Here is a 19,617-nt window from a genome sequence, read left to right on the forward strand (position 1 = left end):
ACTCAGCCGACCGGGGCGGCGGCAGGGAGCCGGAACAGCCACGCCCCACCGTCGAACCGGCCCGGATCGCCGGTCACCCGCCGGGTCCACTCGACGACGCGGTCCTCGTCGCCGCCGTCGACCGCCCGGCCGGGCACCATCACCACCGCGGTGATCCCCAGCCGGCGCAGCTCGGCGTCCGCCTCGGCGGCGTAGCCGTCACTGGGGTCGTTCTTGCCGTCGGCGACCCACTGCGCACCGATCTGGTAGCGGTTCCAGCGGCTCTGCACGACGACGTCGTCCTCCGGATCGGAGGCGATGAAGTAGCCGCCGCGGATCCGGAAGCCCGGCCCGGACGCCGCCTGCCAGCGCAGGCCCTGCGCGCCGTCGTCCCAGGCGGCGGTGATCCGCGGGTAGATCTCGACGACGTCGGCCGGGCCGAGCCCGCCCGCCCCGGCGGCGAAGAACTCCGGCACCGGGGCCGGCCGGACCTCCTGGGCGTCCGCGGGCAGCCAGCTGAGCAGCGCGAACCCGGTGAGCGCCAGCGCGCCGACCCGGGCGCCCGGCGGGGCGAGCGGCATCCGGTCGATCCAGATGGCGACCACCGCGGCCACGCACAGCGCGGTGACGACCTGGATCCGCACCGGCTCGATGTCGCTGAGCAGCGGCACCCGGGCGAGCCCCAGCCAGGGCAGCGGGATCCCGGTCTCCCGGCCGAACAGCACCACCGCGGTGCCGAGCGAGCACAGCCAGGACAGCGCGGCGACCGCCGCCAGCACCCGCAGCGCCGTCGAGCGGACCACCACCATCGCGACGACCACCAGCGCCAGCATCGCCAGCCCGACGTAGCCGCCCTGCTCGCCGATGTGCCCGCGCAACTGCTCGCCGGTCACGTCCGGGGTCAGCCGGAACGCCGTCATCCGGCTCGGGACCAGCACGTTCGCCAGGTCCGCCCCGGTCGCGTGCACGTTGCGGATCGCCGCGCGCGGCCGGTTCGGCCCGGCCAGCACCAGGTACAGCGGGTAGGCGCCGACCGCGGCGAACACCCCGACGCAGGCCATCCCGGCCCGGACCAGGCCGGGCAGCCGGGCCCGGACCCGCCGCGGGTACCGCAGCGCCAGCAGCAGCGCCGTCAGCACCAGCAGGATGACGCCGATCGCCAGGGTCTGGGTGTACAGCACGAGCTGGCCGGCGAACGCCAGTCCGGCCAGCCCGCCGACCAGCCACGGCCGGGCGACCGGGCCGCGGCCGAACAGGTGGTGGGCGAGCAGGAGCAGCAGCGGCGGCAGCACCGACCAGGTGAGGTTCAGGTGCCCGGCGACGGCGTGCGCGAGATGGAACGGGGAGAACGCATACAGCGCCCCGGCGACGCCGCGGGCCACCCAGCCGCGCGGGCCCGCGGACCGCACGAACGGGCCGAGCGCGGCGACCAGCAGCAGCCCGGACACGACCGGACCGAGCACCACGCCGACGTTGAACGCGGCCACCGAGCCGGCCGCCACGGTGACCGGGGCGAGCAGCACGCCGAGCAGCGGGACCGCGGTGTTCCACAGCGCGTTCAGCCCGTACGGCCAGTGCATCCAGTCGGTGAGCAGCGGGTTCTCGCCGTGCGCCGTCGCGAACGGAAGCCAGTTCAGCCACCAGGCGAACATGTCGGCGTCGGCGGTGACGTGCCCGATCAGCACCCCGCCCGGGTCGGCCAGCGCGCGCCGCTGCAGCCACAGCGAGACCAGCAGGTAGCCGATGCCGAGCAGCAGGTACCAGCCCGCCGCGGTGGCCCGGGTGCGCCGCGGCGGCAGCGCGCCCAGGGCACGCGGGGCCTGCCGCTCGTCCAGCACCTGCCCAGTGTGGCGCCTCCCACCCCGCGACCGGTCACCGCGGTGCCGGGTACGCGCGGTGACAGCACGGCGGTTGCACCGCGACGAGCCCGCCCGGGACGGGTGTCTACCCTGGGCCCGGTGACGGACACGACCGTTCCCGGCAGCCTCCGGTCCGGGACACCCACCCGCCGGACCACCGCCCTGCACGGCTGGGGACGGACCGCACCCACGCTCGCGCAGCTGGTCACCCCGCGCGACGCCGAGGACGTCGCCACGGCGGTGCGCACCGCTGGCGAGCGGGGCGTGATCGCCCGCGGCCTGGGCCGGTCCTACGGCGACCCGGCGCAGAACGCCGGCGGCGTCGTCCTGGACATGCCCGGCCTGGACCGGATCCACTCGATCGACCCGGACACCGGCGTCGCCGACGTCGACGCGGGCGTCTCGCTGGACCAGCTGATGCGCGCCGCGCTGCCGCACGGGCTGTGGGTCCCGGTGCTGCCCGGCACCCGCCAGGTCACCATCGGCGGCGCGATCGGCGCCGACGTGCACGGCAAGAACCACCACACCAAGGGCAGCTTCGGCAACCACGTCGAGTGGCTGCAGATCGTCCTCGCCGACGGGTCGGTGCACGAGCTGACCCCGGACTCGGAGCTGTTCTGGGCCACCGTCGGCGGGATGGGCCTGACCGGGGTGATCGTCCGGGCGCGGATCCGGCTGCACCGCACCGAGTCGGCGTACTTCGTCGTCGACACCGACCGGACCGACGACCTGGACGGCCTGCTGGAGCTGCTCACCGACGGCTCCGACGACACCTACGGCTACTCCGCCGCCTGGTTCGACACCACCACGACCGGCGCCCGGCTGGGCCGCAGCGTGCTCACCCGCGGCTCGCTCGCGACCGTCGACCAGCTGCCCGCGAAACTGCGCTCGGACCCGCTGAAGTTCGACGCGCCGCAGCTGCTCAGCTTCCCGGACGCCTTTCCCAACGGCCTGATCAACAAGCTGTCGGTGCGCGCGTTCAGCGAGCTGTGGTTCCGCAAGGCACCCCGCCGCCAGCGCGGCTCGGTGCAGAACATCACCGCGTTCTACCAGGTGCTCGACGTGTTCGGCGGCTGGAACCGGATCTACGGGTCCAAGGGGTTCCTGCAGTACCAGTTCGTGGTGCCGCGCGGCGAGGAGACGGCGCTGCGCCGGATCGTCGAGCGGATCTCGCAGTCGCCGTTCGACTCGGCGCTGAACGTGTTCAAGCGGTTCGGCGCCGGGAACGACGCACCGCTGTCGTTCCCGACCGAGGGCTGGACGATCACCGTCGACTTCCCGATCACCGACGGCCTGTCCCGGTTCTGCACCGAGCTCGACGAGCTGGTGCTCGCCGCCGGCGGCCGGCTGTACCTGGCGAAGGAGTCGCGGACCTCGCCGGAGGCGTTCGCCGCAGGCTACCCGCGGTTCGACGAGTGGAAGGCGATCCGCGACGCCGCCGACCCGTCGGGCGTCTTCGCCTCCGACATGTCCCGCCGCCTCAAGCTCACCCTCTGACCCTGGAGTTCTCCGAACCATGATCGACGCCGTGGGCAACCCGCAGAGCATCCTGCTGCTCGGTGGCACCTCCGAGATCGGCCTGGCCACCGTCCGCGCGTTCGCGTCGGACCGCCCGATGCGGGTGGTGCTGGCCGCCCGGCCCGGGCCCCGGCTGGACGCCGCCCGGACCGAGCTGGAGGCGCTGGGCTGCGGGGTGGAGACCCTCGAGTTCGACGCCGCGCAGCTCGACACGCACGCCGAGGTGGTGCGCAAGGCGTTCGCCGGTGGCGACATCGACGTCGCGATCGTCGCGTTCGGCCTGCTCGGCGACAACGAGCGGGCCTGGACCGACGTCGAGCACGCCGTCGAGCTCGCCCAGGTCAACTACACCGCGACCGTCTCCACCGGGGTCGCGCTGGCCGAGCGGTTCCGCGAGCAGGGGCACGGCTCGATCGTCGCGATCTCCTCGGTCGCCGGGGAACGCGCCCGCCGCTCGAACTTCGTCTACGGCTCGACGAAGGCCGGGATGGACGCGTTCTACACCGGACTGACCGAGGCGCTGCGCGAGCACGGCGTGACCGTCACGATCGTGCGTCCCGGGTTCGTGCACTCGAAGATGACCGACGGCCTCGACCCGGCCCCGCTGGCGACCACGCCGCAGGCGGTCGCGGACGTGATCACCGACGCGGTGCGCAACCGCAAGGAGCTGGTGTGGGCACCGGCGCCGATGCGGTTCGTGATGAGCGCACTGCGGCACGTGCCGCGGCCGATCTTCCGGAAGCTGCCGATCTGACCCGGCTCACCAGCCGTCGACGTGCAGGACGGTGTCGAGCGGCGCCCGCTTCGCGGGCTTGAAGGTGTCCCCGGTGTAGTACGCGACGGGCAGCAGGACGCCCTGGCGGACGTCGTCGGGGACGCCCAGGAGCTGCGCGATCTCCTTCTCGTACTTCAGGTGCAGGGTGGTCCACGCGCTGCCCAGCCCGCGCGCCCGCAGCGCCAGCTGCAGGCTCCACGCGGCCGGCAGCAGCGATCCCCACAGACCCGCCTGGTTCGACGCCGGCAGCTCGGCCGACGCCTGCAGCGCGCCGATCACCAGGACCGGGACCTCCCCCATCCGCTCCGCGAGGTAGGTCGCGCTGTCGGCGACCCGGCTCTGGACGACGTCCCGCTCGGTGTCGCCGGTCGACCGGTTGGTGGGGTACGTCGGGCCGTTCCGGTACGCGGTGTAGGACTCGCGGTAGTACTCGCCGATCGCTTTGCGCTTGTCCGGGTCGGTCACGACCAGCCAGTGCCAGCCCTGCTGGTTGGAGCCGCTGGGCGCCTGCAAGGCGACCTCGAGGGCGTCCCGGACGACGCCCAGCGGGACATCGCGGGTGAGATCGAGGCGCTTGCGGACCGAACGGGTGGTGGAGAGCAGCTCGTCGGGGCCGAGGGGAAGAACGTCGCTCATGACAACTATCTTGCCCCCTTCGCCGTCAGCCGGACTTGCGAAGCACGAACACCGCCCGCTCGCCGCTGCCGACGGCCATGCTCAACCGGCCCGACGAGCGCTGCGCCCTGGTCGCGGTCAGGCGCGGGTCGAGCAGCGCCGGGACGCCGCCGTAGGGCGGGCGGGTCAGCCCGTCCGAACCCTCGCGGACGACGTCGAACCCGGCGTCGGTGAGGATCTCCCGGATCCGGACGTGCCCCCGCGGGTGGCGCGGCGGGACCCAGCGCGCACCGGCCAGCTCGCGGCCGCGGCCCTCGGCGTCGGCGGCGACGACGAGCGCGTGCCCGCCCGGTTCCAGCACCCGGAACCAGCCGCCGGGCCCGGTGTCACCGGCCAGCGCGTCGTCCGGGAGCCGGTCCAGCACCTCGACGGCGGTCAGCGCGGCGACCGCGCCGGGCAGGTCGTCGAGCCGGCGGTGCACCGGGCAGCCGGGGGCGCCGGACCGCATCGCGTCCGCCTCCGCGTCGGACCCGGCCAGGCCGGACGCCGGGCCGAGCCGGGCGAGACCGGCGAGCAGCAGCCCGCCGGCCCCGGCGACGTCGAGATACGGCCCGCGACCGAGGTGACGGCGGACCAGGCGCAGGTACCAGTGCACGGCCGCGGCGTCCGGCGGTGCGGGTGCGGGATCCGGCAGGTCGGCGCGGGAGGAGCTGGTCGGAGTCATCGGTCCACAGGGGTCGGCGGGATCGGGCGGGCGGGCTCATTCTCCCCCGCGCGGCCCCGGCCCCGGCCACCCGTCCGGCACCCGCCCACCGGGACGCGCCGGACGGGCGCCGGATCAGATCCCGTGCGAGGGCCGCTTGCGGCGGCGGCGGGCGGCCTCCCCCGAGGCGGCCACGATCGGGGTGGCGGCGCTGCCGTGCGCCACGTCACGGCGGTGCGACCTGCGGCCGCAGTTCTCCGCCCCGCTGCGGGTCCCGGGCAGCGCCGAGGCGGACCTGATCGCGCGCGGCGCCGGCACCACGCCACCGCGCAGCTCCTCGGACAGCTCGCGGGCCGCGCGCTGCAGCGACCGCAGCCGCTGCACCCGGTCGGTGCCCGCCGGCGGCCCCGGCCCGTCGACGACCGGGCTGAACAGCTCCGGGCCGCGGACGTCGTCCCGGGGGCGGGTGAGCGCGACCAGATCGGCTGCGACGCCGCCGCCCAGCCCGTCGCCGCCCACCGCGCGGGCGGCCGCGAGCCGGTCCAGCACCCAGCGGGCCGTTCCCGCCGGGACGACGCCGCCGGAGGGGGACGGAGCCCGGTCGGCCTGCTGCTCGGGGGGGACCACCGGGATCAGGGCGGTCTCGGGGTCGATCCGCGCGTCGTCGGTGGTGACCCGGCGCCGGGCCGGGCCGGTCACGACCGGGAACACCGTCGTCTCCGGGTCGCGACGGGCCGCGTCGCTGTCCACCCGCAGAACGGCACCGGTCCCGTCCACCGGGGCGGGACCGCCGTCCACCGGCGCGGGGCCACCCGGGCCGGGCTGCGGGGCGGCGGCTCCCCGGCGACCGGGCAGCGCACGCATCCACCGGCGGGCGGGGCGTTCGACGAGCGTGTAGAGCAGGTGTGCCACGGGCAGTGTCCCCACGAAGACGGTGAGTGCGATCAGGTGGTCGGTGGCCCCGCCGGTGGGGACGACACCTGAGTCGCTCAGGAACCAGTAGACCTCGAACATCGGGATGTGGACGAGGTAGAGCGCGTACGAGATGCGGCCCCCGTGCACGACGGGGCCGCGGGACAGCAACCGGTGCACCGGCCCGCGGTCGGCGAGCGCGAGCGCACCGACCAGCACCGGGAACAGCAGCACCGTCAGCCCGTGCAGCCCGTGCCCGGCGACACCACCGGCGAGCAGGACGAACGGGATCGCGGCGAAGGTGAACGTCGCCACCGACGACGCGGCTGCCGCGGCTGCCGCGGCTGCCCCGGTCGTCCCGGCCGGCCGCTCACGCAGCCTGCGCACGGCCAGCATCGCCAGGACACCGGCGGAGAACCCGCCGAGGATCCGGACCAGCCAGCTGTACGGGTAGTAGGGCGACCCGACGACCACGAACGCCGCCGCGAGCGGGGCGACGCACAGCAGGGAGCCGGCCGCGAGCACCGCGAACGGCAGGTTCCGCAGCCGGAAGAAGACCACCGCGAGCAGCGGGAACAGCAGGTAGGCCAGCCACTCCGCGCTGATCGACCAGGTCGGCCCGACCCAGGACGCGCCGTCCAGGTAGGGCTGGGTCCACATCTGGACCAGGAACACCTGCTCCAGCCAGGCGCCGACGCTCAGCTCCGGCTGGACGGCCTGGTAGGCGATCTCGTCGGTGCCGCCGAGCAGCGCGCGGGCCACCAGCCAGATCCCGAACAGGTGCAGCACGACCGCGTAGGCCGGCCACATCCGGGCCGCCCGCGTCCACACGAAACCGCCCGCGTCGGCCATTCGCAGTCGCGGACCGAGCTGCTCGAGGTAGGTCCAGGCGATCACGAAACCGCTCAGGACGAAGAACAGATCGACCCCGAGCGCACCCTGCGTGACCAGCGGACCGAGCCAGTCGTTCACCATCCCCACCCCGGCCAGCGGGGTGAAGTGGAAGTGGAACGCCACCACCCACAGCGCCGCGACGATCCGCAGCCCGGTGAGTGCCCGCACCTCGGCACGCCCCCCGGTGACGGCCGGTTCGACCCGGTCGGCGCGGGTGTCACCGGGGCCGGGGACGCCCTGGGCCGGGATGTCCACCGGCCGGCGCTGCGAAGTGCGGATGCTCACGTGAGGGGCCAACGAAAGATCGCCACCACCGTCACCGGTGACACCTGAAGAGGGCCCGAATGTCGCATCCGGTGACACAGCGTCACCATGGGCCGCCGTGAGGCCCCGGCGGGGCGACATCCGCAAGCGGTCATCACGGGGGTGTCACAGTCGATCTTCGGCGCCCGTCTAGCCTCGGCCGCGTGGTGAGCGTCGAGAGCGAACCCGATCAGCGGGTCGGGCCCCGGCCCGGTGATCGCGGATCGCGTGGCACCGACCGCGTCCTCGCCGCGGCACTCGGGCTGCTCTCCGCGGCGTTCGCGCTGCTCATCCCGTTCCTGCCGGTCGTGCAGAGCACCGCGACCGTCACCTGGCCGACCGCGGAGACCGGCACCGCGGCGATCGACGCACCCCTGGTGGCCTACCGGCCGGAGATGCTGCAGGTCGCCATCACCTGTGACGCGATCCGCAGCCTCGACGACCGCACCCCCGGCCCGGCGACGGTCCTCGCCACGGTCCCGCCGCAGGCGCCGCACGGGGCGGCCGTCGGCCTGCAGATCAGCGTCGCCGACGACGTCCTCACCGTCGACAACCGCGGCCAGCGGGCCGCCACCGAACCGCTCCCCCCGCCGGGCCCCGGCTGCGCGTTCGAGCTGGACTCGACCGGAGCCGCGACCACCGCGACGCTCGGCGGCAGCACCGTGATCGATGCGGGCGGCGACGTCCGCCCGCAGGTCGTCGGCGTGTACTCCGATCTGGACGGTGCGCTGGACCCGATGGCCGGGACGTCGGTGACGTTCGACACCGACAACCGCTACGACACCTCCGCCACCGGCCTGAAGACGGTGGCCGGGGTGCTCGCCGCGCTCGCGCTGGCCGGCTGCCTGTGGTTCCTGCACCGGATCGACGACCGGGACGGCCGCCGGATCGTGCACGGCCGCCGGCTCGCCGGGGCGCTGCGCGGGCGGGACTCGGTCCGGGACGCCGTCGTCGTCGGCGTGCTCGCGGTGTGGGCCGTGATCGGCTCGATGACCTCCGACGACGGGTACATCCTCGCGATCTCCCGAGGCAACGACGCGGCCGGCTACATCGGCAACTACTACCGCTGGTTCAACTCGCCCGAGGCGCCGTTCGGCTGGTTCTACCAGCTGTACTCGCTGTGGAGCGGGATCTCCGAGGCGGTGCTGTGGCTGCGCCTGCCCGCACTCGCGATGGGCATCGCGTCCTGGTTCCTGATCAGCCGGGCGCTGCTCCCCCGGCTCGGCACCCGGGTCCGCCGCAGCCGGTCCGCCGGCTGGGCCGCGGCCGGGGTGTTCCTGTGCTTCTGGCTGCCGTTCGACAACGGGCTGCGCCCGGAGAGCGTCGTGGTGATCGCGGCGCTGGTGTCGTTCGTGATGCTGGAGCGGGCGCTGGCGACCCGCCGGCTGCTCCCGGTCGCCGGGGCGCTGATCGCGGCGGCGTTCGCGGTCGCGGCGACCCCCACCGGGCTGATCGCGCTGGCGCCGTTCCTGGCCGGCGCCCGGCCGCTGCTGCGGCTGTTCACCGAGCGCGCCGCGACCGCAGGCTGGGTGCCGACGCTGGCGCCGCTGCTGGCCGCCGGGCTGATCGTGCTGCTGGCCGTGTTCGGCGACCAGACCTGGGCGACGATCTCCGAGGCCACCCGGGTCCGCACCGAGCTCGGGCCGAACCTGTCCTGGTACCAGGAGCTCTCCCGGTACGACCTGCTGTTCGCCGAGTCCCGGGACGGCGCGCTGCAGCGCCGGTTCCCGGTGCTGCTGCTGTGGCTGTGCACCGCGGTCGCCGGCGCCGTGCTGCTGCGCCGCGGCCGGATCCCGGGGGCCGCGCTCGGCTTCTCCCGGCGGCTGCTCGGCAGCACCGTGCTGTCGTTCGCGGTGCTCGCGCTCACCCCGACGAAGTGGACCCACCACTTCGGCGCGTTCGCCGCGCTCGCCGCGGGCGTCGCCGCGCTGGCCGCGCTCGCCACCAGCACCGGGGTGCTGCGCTCCCGGCGCAACCAGTCGCTGTTCCTCGCCGCCGTGCTGGCGGTCACCGCGCTCGCCTTCACCGGCCCGAACACCTGGTGGTATGTCTCCAACTGGGGCGTGCCGTGGTTCGACAAGCCGCCGTCGGTCGGCGGGTTCTCGGCGACCGGCCTGCTGCTCGGCCTGGCCGGCATCTCGCTGGTCGTCGGCATGATCGAGCACCTGCGCACGCCCGGCGTGCCGCGGCCGGTGCCGCCCCCGCAGGCCGGCGGGCGGCGGCTGCGGCGGCGCGGCGGGCAGGCCCGCGCCGTGCGGCTCGGCTCCGCGCCGGTCGCGCTGATCTGCGCGTTCATGGTGCTGTTCCAGGTCGCGTCGCTGGCGAAGGGCATGGAGAAGCAGGCCGGCTCGTACTCGCTCGGCGCCGACATCATCACCGACCCGACGGGCTCGCAGTGCGGCCTCGCCGGACGCCTGCTCGTCGAGACCGATCCGGCCGCCGGCGTGCTGCCGCCGGCCCCGCCCGGACCGCTCGACGAGCCGCCGCTGGAGCAGGGCTTCGTCCGCGACGGGCTGCCGCCCACCGGGCCGGGCTCGCTGCGCGACAACGACGGCACCGGCCAGGCCCGGGCCGGGATCACCGGCACCGGGCCGCAGGGCGGGCCGGTCACCGGCAGCTGGTCGCCGGATCCGGAGCACACCGGCGAGTACCGGTCCGGCTGGTACACGCTGCCGGCCGCGGCCCGGCGGGGGGACGCCCCGCTGGTGCTCGGCGTCGCCGGGACCGTCGGGGGCCCGAACTCGCTGACCCTCGAATTCGCCGCGGGAGACCGCCCGGTGGAGACGATCACGCCGCCCGGCAACGCGGGCACCGTCACGTCGGTCGCCGACAACGCCGGCACCGCGGCCGGCGGGTCCGCCTGGCGCGACATCCGGCTCGACCTGTCCGGCACCGCCGCCGCCGGCGCCGACCGGGTCCGGGTCGTCGCGTCCGACCAGGGGCTCGGGCCGAGCGCCTGGCTGGCCGTCGCCCAGCCCCGCGTCCCGCAGCTGACGCCGCTGACCGACGTCGTCGCCGGCCGTCCCGGTTACCTGGACTGGCCGACCGCGTTCGTGCACCCCTGCCTGCGCCGGTTCGAGGTGAACGGCGGCGTCGCCGACGTGCCCGCCTACCGGCTGCTCGCCGACACCCAGCAGCGCTCGGTGGGCGACGAGTGGGGTGCCGCCTCCGGCGGCGGTCCGCGCGGCTGGACGTCGCTGGTCGGGGCCGAGCGGGTGCTGCCGACGTACCTGCCGGGCGAGTGGGACTTCGACTGGGGCCAGTTCCGGATCTACGAGCCCTACGCCCCGGCGTCCGTCCCCGCGCCGGTGGAGCGCGGGGAGCGCACCATGTGGGGATGGCAGCAGGTCGGCGAGATCGGCGCCGCGCCGGGCGACCCGCCGCCGCTGCCCGGTTGAGCGGACGGCAGACTCTTCACCCGGCCCACCTGACCGAGAGGCACCCCCGAGACATGCTGGACACCGCGCGCCCCACCCGCGACGGAGACCCCGCTCCCGCCGCACCAGCGGGCGGTGATCCGCAGCCCGGCAGGCTCGTGGTGCAACGGGGCCCGTTCACCGGCCCGACCCCGCTGGTCCCCGAGGACCTCTACGCCGAGGTGCTGCGCGGCGCGGCCCGCCGCGAACGCGACCGGATCGAGCTCGCCCCGGCCACCCTCGTCACCACCAACACCTACTGGGGCAGGCTGCACGCCACCTACTGGCACCGCTGGACGTCGGTGCCGGAGGTTCTGGTCTCGCTGCACGCGACCGGCCGCGGCCGGGTGTGGCTGATGGCCTCGGACACCAACAAGGTCGGCCGCGCCGTCGCCTACGCCGACGTCGAGGGCACCGGCCCGGTCGAGCTGACCGGCGCGATCGACCGGTTCATCGACGGCGGCGGGCTCTGGCTGGAGTTCGGCACCGACACCGGCGAGCTGGCCGTGTCCGATGTGGAGTGGACCGTGCAGGTCCCCCGCCCGCCGCGGCCGACGTCGATCACGATCTGCACGTACAACCGGGTCGAGGACTGCCTCAACACCCTGCAGGCGCTGCTCGACGACCCGGTCGCGCTGGCCCGCGTCGCCCGGGTCCGGGTGGTCGACCAGGGCAGTGACCCGCTGGACTCGCGGGACCGGTTCGCCGGGATCGCGCAGGCGTTCGGCGAGCAGCTCGTGCACCAGCGGCAGCCGAACCTGGGTGGCGCGGGCGGGTTCAGCCGCGGCCTCTACGAGGCCACCGCCGGGGACCCGGCCGACGACCACGACGTCCTCCTGATGGACGACGACGTGCTGCTCGACCCGGAGATCGTCGTGCGGCTGACCGGTTTCGCCGCCTGCACCGCCACCCCGACGATCGTCGGCGGGCAGATGCTGAACCTGCTGCACCCGGCGCACGTGCACATCACCGCCGAGTACGCCGAGCCGGAGAAGCTGCGCGTCGGCAGGCCGGTCCCGGGCGCGCTGGAGGAGGGCTTCCTGCTCGGCCGCGACGAGCGGCTGCTGCCGGTCGTGCAGGAGCGCCGGGTCGACACCGAGTACAGCGGCTGGTGGTCCTGCCTGATCCCGGCGCCGGTGGTGCGCGCGATCGGCTACCCGCTGCCGCTGTTCTTCCAGTGGGACGACGTCGAGTTCGGCTACCGCGCCCGCGAGCACGGCTTCCCCACGGTCTCCCTGCCCGGCGCCGGCGTGTGGCACGCCGACTTCGGCTGGAAGGACTGGGACGAGTGGCACCGCTACTTCAACCAGCGCAACGGCCTGATCACCGCTGCCCTGCGCACCGGCTTCGACCGGCGCACGGTCACCGCCACCGTCGTCGAGCTGCTCGCCCAGTACCTGGTCGCGATGCAGTACGGGCTGGCCGCGACCCTGCTGACCGCGGTGGACGACTTCCTGGAGGGCCCGCAGATCCTCGACGACGGCTCCGCGGGCGCCGCCGCGACGATCCGCCGGATCCGCGCCGCCTACCCGGAGACGACGGCCGTGCCGATCGCCGACGCCGGGCTGGACCCGCGGGAGTCCGTGGTGCACCTGGCCGGGGGCAGGCCGTCGAAGATGATCCGGACCTGGCTCAAGCGGGCCGTGCTGCAGGCGTCCGGGCGGGTGCCGTTCCGCAGCGGGATGGTGCCGGCCGGCGAGGCGCACTGGTGGCACGTGGCGCTGTTCGAGCGGGCGATCGTGACCGACATGGCCGAGACCGGCGTCCGGATCCGGACCCGGGACCGCGAGCGGCTCCGCGAGCTGGCCGGCCGGGGCGTGCGCACGGTGCGGCGGCTCTACGCCGAGGGTCCGGACGCGGCCCGCGCCTGGAAGGCCGCCGAGCCGCGGCTCACCTCGCGGGAGACCTGGGCCCGGCTGTACGGCGAGGGCTGACCGGCCGGTACCGCTCCTCATCCGGTGGCGAGCTCCCAGCGGGGGCCGGACATCGGCAGGTAGCCCTCGGGGGCAACCCCGAGCAGCCGGAGGTGGGGCGGGGTGTCCGTAGCGCCGGCCACCGACACAACCCGCGACGCCCGGCCCGACCATGATCGTCGTCGTGGCGCGCACGACCGCGATCCGCGTGGCCGGACGCACCACGACGACGATCATGGCGGCGTCAGCCCAGGAAGTCCCGCCCGGTGTACTCCTTGTTCGCCAGGCTCGGCAGGCGCTCCCAGCCCCACCGCCGCTCGCTCCGCACGGTCAGGTCGTAGCCGTCGGTCGGGTGGTCGTACACCACCCGCTCGACGTGCCCCCAGCCGAACGCGGCCCGCCCGGGCGGCGGGTCCAGCCGGGACGGCAGCTCGTCGAACGTCGCGGTCCGCCCGATCCCGGTGAGCACGCCGCCGTTGGGTGCGAAGAACGCGTTGTCCTCGGTGGCGCCCTCCAGGCCGTCACCGACCCGCAGCCGCCACTGCGGGGCCTGCGCGATCCCGTGCCGGACGACGATCTGATCCTCGCACGGCCACAGCAGCGCCGAGACCTGGTCGGCGAACACCGGGTCGCCGCGGACCACCTCGGACGCCGGACGCTCCCGGGCGGGCACCGGGGCGCCGACGCCGATCAGCGTGCCCGGCGGGTTGCCGACGACCAGCCGCACCGGGGCGGCGTCCCCGGACAGCTCGACCTGCAGGTCGTGCCAGCCGGACTCGGACGAGCCGGGCAGGTCCGGCCGGACCGGGGCGGTCGCGCCGTCGGCGGACTCCACCGTCACCGATGCGCCGGCGGTGAGCTCACCGGTGACCGGGACGAGCAGCGCCGTGGCGCCCCGCGGGACATCGAACCAGCCGGTGCGCAGCGTGCCGGCGTCGGCCGCGTGCCACACCGGCCCGGGCAGCGCCGGCCGGTCCGGTGGCGGGCCGTCGACCATGGCTCCGGTGAGCTCTGCCGGTCCGTCCGGCGGGGGTGGCCCGTCGTCGGGGACCAGCACGGTGACCGCGTCGGCCAGCCCGCAGGGCTCACCGGTCAGCGACGCCAGGTTCATCGACGCCACCGACGCCCCCGGTGCCTGCTGCACCGGCGCGACGGTGAAGACGAGCAGCATCAGCACCACCCCGCCGGTCGCGGCGGTGCGCAGCACGGCTGCGTCCGGTCCTGCCCCGGACGGCCGCCCGGCCCGCCGGCGCCGGTGCGCCCACCAGAGCGCGGCGACCGCGACCAGCAGCCACAGCAGCGGGCTGCGCAGGTACAGCGGGCCGAGGTGCGGCGCCAGCACGTCCTGGTGCACCGGCGCGTCGACGACCGAGTGGTCGCCGAACGGCTGCCCCCAGTCCCCGAACGGCCGCCACAGGTTCGGGCCCGCGTAGATGACGGCCGCGACGAGACCGAGCGCGGCGGTGCCGATCGCGACCAGCCGGCCCGGGGCGCGCCGGGGCAGCGGGCCGCGGACCAGCGCGATCGCCAGCAGCAGGGTGGCCGGGGCAGCGACGGCACCGAAGTGGTTCACCCACTTGGTCGGGCTGAGCCCGACCGCGACCAGGCCGAGCGCGGTCGCGGCGAGTGCGAACCCGAACGCGCGGCCGAGCGGGCCGCCGGCGCCGCGGCGGGTCACCAGCCGGACCACCCCGAGCACGACGACGGCGACGGTCAGCAGCACCGGCAGCCGCCGGCCCCAGGCGCCCTGGTCGTCCGGGCCGAGCAGGTTGGCGTAGTGCACGATCTCCCGCCACCACGGGTACTGGAAGTAGTACCAGCGGTGCACCGCGACCGACTCCCGCACGTCGGCGAGGGTGGCGTCGGCCAGTCCGAGCGGTACGGCGACGCTCGCCGCGGCGAACGCGACGGCGACGGTCGCCAGCCGGGTGACCCATCCCGTGTACACCAGGTGCCACCACACGAGCGGCAGCGCGAGCAGCAGCGGGACGGCGGCGACCAGCGCGGCGGGCGCGGCGGTCACCCCGAGCACGGCAACCGCCGTCGCCGGGGCGAGCAGGCCGACGGCGCCGGTGCGCAGCGCGGCGGCGACCAGCAGCAGCACCCCGGCCGCGGCGACCGTACCGACCGGCTCGGGCCGCAGCGTGATCCCGTAGGGCAGGAACCAGGCCAGGTGCGCGACGGCGAGCGCGGCGACCACCGCGGGCCGGGCGCCGACCCGGTCGGCGAGCACCACCATGGTCAGCCGCAGCAGCACCCAGGTGCCGAGGCCGAGCAGCACCGGCACCGCCCGCAACGGCAGCAGACCCCAGCCGGCGAGGCTCCCCCAGATTTGCATCAGGTACTGGCCGGTGGTGAACGGTGCCTCGGTGACGTTGAACTGGTAGATCGCGTTGCCGATGGCCCCGGTGTCGGCGCCCTGGCGGGCCATCAGCGCGTACCAGGAGTCGTCGATGTTGACCGGGCCGAGCACCGCCCAGGCCAGCGTCACGACGACGACCACGGCGTCGCCGATCCCGGGCCGCGGGCGCACCGCGAGGATCGGCCGGGTCCCGGTCCATCTGCGGACGGCGACGGCCAGGGTCGCGGCCAGCGCCAGCAGGTGCGCGACCAGCAGGCCGACCTTGAGCGGAGTCGGCGACGACTCGTAGCGGGCGTCGGTGTGCAGCTGCACGCCGAGGCCGGCGGTGTCCGGGCCGGTCAGCGTCGTGGACAGTTCCGCGACCTGCGGTGGCGCGAGGTCCGGGTGCTCGGCGAGGGTCGCCCCGTCCCGGGTGAGCACGGTGCCGCCGGCGTCCGCGGTCACCGTGTACGTGCAGTCCCCGCCGGCCGGGCCGCTGTGCAGCACCTCGGTGCCGGAGCGGATCGTCAGGGTCCCGCCGGTCACGGTCGCCGACAGCCCGGGCGCGGTGACCGGGTCGTCGACGGCGGCGGGCATCGTCCGCAGGACGTCCCCGTCGGCGGTCGGGGCGCACGGGATCGTGGTGGTGAGCTCCAGCGGCCGGTACGGCGACAGCGCGAGCACCGTCGACGACGGCTCCTGTCCCGCCCGGGGCCAGCTGACCACCGGGTCGTCCGCATCGACCGGGGCGAGCGCCGCGGCGAGCCCCAGCAGGCAGGTCAGCGCACCGAGCAGGAGCAGGACCAGGCCGCGCCGCGAGCGGTCGGCCCGGCTCACTCGAAGATGTGCTTCCAGCCGTCCCGGCCGGTCAGCGTCGGCTCCGCGGCCCGGTAGCGGCCGCGCAGCGTCCCCCAGTCGGCCGCGACCGCGCGGTGCAGCCGCAGCGACTCGGTGACCATCTGCTTGAACAGCAGCGGATCACGCCGCCGGAACGTCACCCCGCGGCCGTCCGGTGTGGACACCGTCGCCGAGTCCAGCCCGGCCAGCACGAACCACTGGGCGTTCGCCCACGGGACGTTGCGCTGCGGGCGCTCGCGCAGCGCCGGGTCCGGGGTGCGCAGGTTGCGCAGCACGCCGCGGGCCAGGCCGAGCGCCGCCTTCGCCCGCCCGACCGGCGGCTCCGGGAACAGCTGGGCGCCCAGCGCGTCGAGATCGGCGAGCGGGACGTCGGTGGCGGAGTTCAGCGGGCGGCCGTCGTCGTAGCGGGACCGCAGCTCGCGGATCTCGTCGAGCACCACCGGCAGCTTCGGGAACAGTGCCTCCGGCCCGGCCAGGAAGTCGGTGAACGCCTTGATCTGCAGCGCCACCGCCGAGTACTCCATCAGCATCAGGTGCCGCAGGGTGCGCTTGAAGGTCTCCTTCAGGAGCGCACGCGGGTCGTCCGGGCCGCGCAGCGCGGCGGCGACCAGCCGGTTGCGGTAGTGGAAGTACGCCTGCCAGTCCGACGAGTCGTCCTTCTCGATGAACGACATGTGCCAGATCGCGATGCCGGGCACGGTCGCCGTGCGGTAGCCGGCGGCCCGGGCGCGCAGGCCGTACTCGGCGTCGTCCCACTTGATGAACAGCGGCAGCGGCAGCCCGAGGTCCTCGGCGACCCGGCGCGGGATCAGGCACATCCACCAGGCGTTGTAGTCGACGTCGACCCGGCGGTGCAGCCACGGCGACTGGCGCAGCGTGCGGGCGGCCAGGTCGTGGTGCGACTCGGTCTCCGGCGCCGGCCGCCACATGAACTGGTTGCGGTCGACGACCTCGCCCATCGTGGACAGCTGGGAGCGCGCCTGCAGCGACAGCATCTGCCCGCCGACCAGCATCGGGGAGCGGGCGAACCGGGAGAACGCGACCGCGCGGAGCACCGAGTCGGGCTCCAGCAGGATGTCGTCGTCCATGTAGAGGATCTGCTCGCAGTCGATGCCGCCGGCGTGCGGCCCGGTGCCGTGCAGCACCTCGTACATGATCCGGGCGTAGCCGCCGGACCCGCCGAGGTTGGGCTGGTCGATGATCCGCAGCCGGTCCCCGAGCAGCGCGGCGGCCTGCTCGTAGCCGGCCTCGTCGCGGACCTTGCGGGTGCCCTGGTCGGGCAGGATCACCGCGGTCACGGTGTCGAGCACCTGCGGATCCGAGCCGAGCGCGGTGAGCGTGGCGACGCAGTCGGCCGGCCGGTTGAAGGTCGGCATACCGACGACGACGGCGGCCCGGCCGGGCGCGTCGTGCTGCGCGTGCCAGCCACCGCCGTGCAGGTGCAGGCCCTGCTCGGCGGCTTCGTCGGTGGACAGGTCGAACCAGTACCAGCCGCCGTCCTCGAACGGCCGCAGGTCCAGCTCCAGGGTCACCTGCCGGCGGCCCTGCACGAGCTCGCCGGCGACGAAGATCTGCGAGCCGTCGGCCTTGGTGCGGTACACGTCGACCCGGCCGGTGCCCTCCAAGTCCAGCCGTAGCTCGATCGCGGTCAGCGTGGACCAGGCCCGCCAGTAGCCGGCGGCGAAGGCGTTGAAGTAGGCGCCGAAGGACACCTCGGTCCCCGGCGGGACGGTCGCGGCGGTGCGGTCGTGCACCCGGGTGCGGCGCCCGCCCGCGGTGGAGACGGTCAGCGACAGCCGGCGGTCCTGCTCGCCCCGCAGCGGCTCGACCGGGGCCAGCGTGGTGCCGGGGCGCTCGTCGAGGTACAGCGCGCGCACCGCGAACGGATCCGCCGGGCGGGGCATGATCACCCGCTGCAGCAGCGTCTCGCCGGTCGTCGGGGACTGCGCGGTCTCGGACACCTGGTGGCCTCGTCGATCCGTGGGGGCGGTGGTCATCGCAGAAACTGCCTCGGGGGTCGGCTGGTTCCGGTCGTTCCCGTACCCGGGCGGCCGCGTCGCTCGGCCCGGTCGGGTCGCCCGAGCGTAGCCGCGGGTCGCGGGCGCTCCGGGAGGCGGTCGGGCGCGCCGCCGATCCGGGGTGGTACGTCCGTTTCGCCGGGGTCGGTCGGGCCGCGCCCGGCCTGCTGGGGGCGCTCCCCCGCATGGTGAAGACTGGCCGGGTGTCCGGCGCTGAGCAGGAGCTCCGGGACGCCGCCGTCGCGGTGCTGCGGTCGGCCGGCGCGCGGTTCGCGTTCGTGCACGGCAACCGGGCCGCCGGCGGGTCGCGCTGCACGACGAGCTGCTGTTCGACGACGATCCCCCCGCCCGCGTGCGATGGGTGGCGACCACCCGCGAGATCTATCTCGACGAGCTTCCCCGGATCATCCGGGCGTACCGGGAGTTCCTGGACTCGATGAGGAGCCGGGATGGTCGATGAGGCGCGGCTCGCCCGCCTGCTGCGGTCGATCAGCGACGATCTGTTCGTGCTCCGGGGCGAGTCCGGTGCGGGCCGGAGCGGCGGGCCGATCCGCTGTGGATGCGGGGCGTCACGTACCTCTTCGTGACCGCCATCGAGGGATGCGTGGAGGTGGCACAGCACGCCGTGGCGGGTTGGCTGCCCCGCTGGCTCAGGCGCCGCAGCCGTCGTGCCTGACGCCGTCCTTGCAGAACACCAGCGTCCGGTCGCCGCTGCCGAGCAGCACGACGCCCGGTGCGGGCTCCTCGACCGGCAGCAGGTCGCCGACCGGGAACTCCGGCTCGTCGTTGCTGGTCACGACCTCGGCCACCCACGGCCCGCCGCCGACGTCGTAGATCAGCACCTCGACCCGGCCGACCTGCTGCGGGCCGTCGGGCTCGCAGGGCACCCCGGGCCGCTGCGACGGGCAGGTCTCGTAGGTGCGGAAGGTCAGCAGGCCGGTGCCGGACGGGTCGGCGTCCAGCGAGCGCCCGTGGCCGTAGGACCGCCCGGCCCAGTACGGCTGACCGCTCGGCGCCGGCGTCCCGGTCGCAGCGCCCGGTGCGCGCTGCCCGACGCCGACGAACGCCAGCCGGCCGTCGGCGGTCAGCCCGAACCCGTGGTCGCCGTCGCTGAACAGGTAGGCGATCTCCGGCCGCGGCTCGGGCGGGTTCCGCAGCGCGGACGCGAGCTTCGCCTGGTTCGCCGGGTCGCTGAGCCGATCGGCGACGACCGTCCAGGACGCCGCGCCCGGCGCCGGGCTGTACCGGTCGCGGACCGGGGTGGGATCGCCGGAGGACAGCGCGGCGTCGAGCACCCGGGCGGTGTCGGTCACCGCGGCCGGGAGCGGCGCCCCGGTCGTGTCGACGGACGCGATCGCCGGGCCTGCGTTCACCGGCCCCGGGCTCGCCGGCGCGGAGTTCACCGGCCCTGGGCTCACCGGTGCCCCGCCCGCACCCGTCGAGCAGCCCGCAACCAGCACCAGCCCCACCAGCACCGCCCAGCACCACCGCACCCCGGCACCCTAGTCCGGCG

11 protein-coding genes are annotated in these 19,617 nt (G+C 75.2%); 4 read left to right on the forward strand and 7 right to left on the reverse strand.

Annotation, left to right across the window (positions count from 1 at the left end):
* Positions 1–2 precede the first annotated feature (2 nt).
* Complete coding sequence (locus tag ABZ881_RS01495; protein ID WP_358480879.1) at positions 3–1,817, reverse strand: hypothetical protein; 1,815 nt, start codon at positions 1,815–1,817, stop codon at positions 3–5.
* A 183-nt stretch (positions 1,818–2,000) separates the two neighbouring features.
* Between ABZ881_RS01495 and ABZ881_RS01500 the strand changes: the two genes are divergently transcribed.
* The gene (locus ABZ881_RS01500) at positions 2,001–3,335 is read left to right on the forward strand and encodes an FAD-binding oxidoreductase (protein WP_358481102.1); all 1,335 of its coding nucleotides are present in this window, start codon (positions 2,001–2,003) and stop codon (positions 3,333–3,335) included.
* 19 nt (positions 3,336–3,354) lie between these two features.
* Positions 3,355–4,110 (forward strand): decaprenylphospho-beta-D-erythro-pentofuranosid-2-ulose 2-reductase, encoded by a 756-nt coding sequence (locus ABZ881_RS01505; RefSeq protein ID WP_344024277.1) that lies wholly within the window; start codon positions 3,355–3,357, stop codon positions 4,108–4,110.
* A gap of 6 nt (positions 4,111–4,116) precedes the next feature.
* On the opposite strand, the gene ABZ881_RS01510 is transcribed toward ABZ881_RS01505, so the two are convergent.
* The 3 genes from ABZ881_RS01510 to ABZ881_RS01520 form a co-directional block, all read right to left on the reverse strand.
* A complete protein-coding gene (locus ABZ881_RS01510) occupies positions 4,117–4,767 on the reverse strand; it encodes a nitroreductase family protein (protein WP_358480881.1) in 651 nt (216 codons plus the stop codon).
* Between the two features lie 25 nt (positions 4,768–4,792).
* The gene (locus ABZ881_RS01515) at positions 4,793–5,470 is read right to left on the reverse strand and encodes a hypothetical protein (protein WP_358480883.1); all 678 of its coding nucleotides are present in this window, start codon (positions 5,468–5,470) and stop codon (positions 4,793–4,795) included.
* A 114-nt stretch (positions 5,471–5,584) separates the two neighbouring features.
* The gene (locus ABZ881_RS01520; protein WP_358480884.1) at positions 5,585–7,540 is read right to left on the reverse strand and encodes an acyltransferase; all 1,956 of its coding nucleotides are present in this window, start codon (positions 7,538–7,540) and stop codon (positions 5,585–5,587) included.
* A gap of 182 nt (positions 7,541–7,722) precedes the next feature.
* Between ABZ881_RS01520 and ABZ881_RS01525 the strand changes: the two genes are divergently transcribed.
* Complete coding sequence (locus tag ABZ881_RS01525; RefSeq protein ID WP_358480886.1) at positions 7,723–10,956, forward strand: arabinosyltransferase domain-containing protein; 3,234 nt, start codon at positions 7,723–7,725, stop codon at positions 10,954–10,956.
* Positions 10,957–11,009: 53 nt separating this feature from the next.
* Positions 11,010–12,908 carry a glycosyltransferase gene (locus ABZ881_RS01530; RefSeq protein WP_358480888.1) on the forward strand — a complete coding sequence of 633 codons (1,899 nt, stop codon included), beginning with the start codon at positions 11,010–11,012 and terminating at the stop codon, positions 12,906–12,908.
* A gap of 223 nt (positions 12,909–13,131) precedes the next feature.
* On the opposite strand, the gene ABZ881_RS01535 is transcribed toward ABZ881_RS01530, so the two are convergent.
* From ABZ881_RS01535 to ABZ881_RS01545, 3 genes are all read right to left on the reverse strand, one after another.
* A complete protein-coding gene (locus tag ABZ881_RS01535; protein WP_358480890.1) occupies positions 13,132–16,065 on the reverse strand; it encodes an arabinosyltransferase domain-containing protein in 2,934 nt (977 codons plus the stop codon).
* The gene (locus ABZ881_RS01540) at positions 16,062–18,047 is read right to left on the reverse strand and encodes a glycosyltransferase (RefSeq protein ID WP_358480892.1); all 1,986 of its coding nucleotides are present in this window, start codon (positions 18,045–18,047) and stop codon (positions 16,062–16,064) included. Before ABZ881_RS01540 ends, ABZ881_RS01535 begins: the two co-directional genes overlap by 4 nt.
* A gap of 707 nt (positions 18,048–18,754) precedes the next feature.
* Entirely contained in the window at positions 18,755–19,597 is an 843-nt protein-coding gene (locus tag ABZ881_RS01545) for a hypothetical protein (protein WP_358480894.1), read from the reverse strand.
* Positions 19,598–19,617: the final 20 nt, after the last annotated feature.

The organism is Pseudonocardia sp. NPDC046786, assembly GCF_040645415.1.
Taxonomy (GTDB): domain Bacteria; phylum Actinomycetota; class Actinomycetes; order Mycobacteriales; family Pseudonocardiaceae; genus Pseudonocardia; species Pseudonocardia kongjuensis.

Coding starts and splice junctions, on each gene's coding strand:
- ABZ881_RS01505 (WP_344024277.1), top strand. CDS start 3,355: ATGATCGACGCCGTGGGCAACCCGCAGAGCATCCTGCTGCTCGGTGGC.
- ABZ881_RS01510 (WP_358480881.1), bottom strand. CDS start 4,767: ATGAGCGACGTTCTTCCCCTCGGCCCCGACGAGCTGCTCTCCACCACC.
- ABZ881_RS01515 (WP_358480883.1), bottom strand. CDS start 5,470: ATGACTCCGACCAGCTCCTCCCGCGCCGACCTGCCGGATCCCGCACCC.
- ABZ881_RS01530 (WP_358480888.1), top strand. CDS start 11,010: ATGCTGGACACCGCGCGCCCCACCCGCGACGGAGACCCCGCTCCCGCC.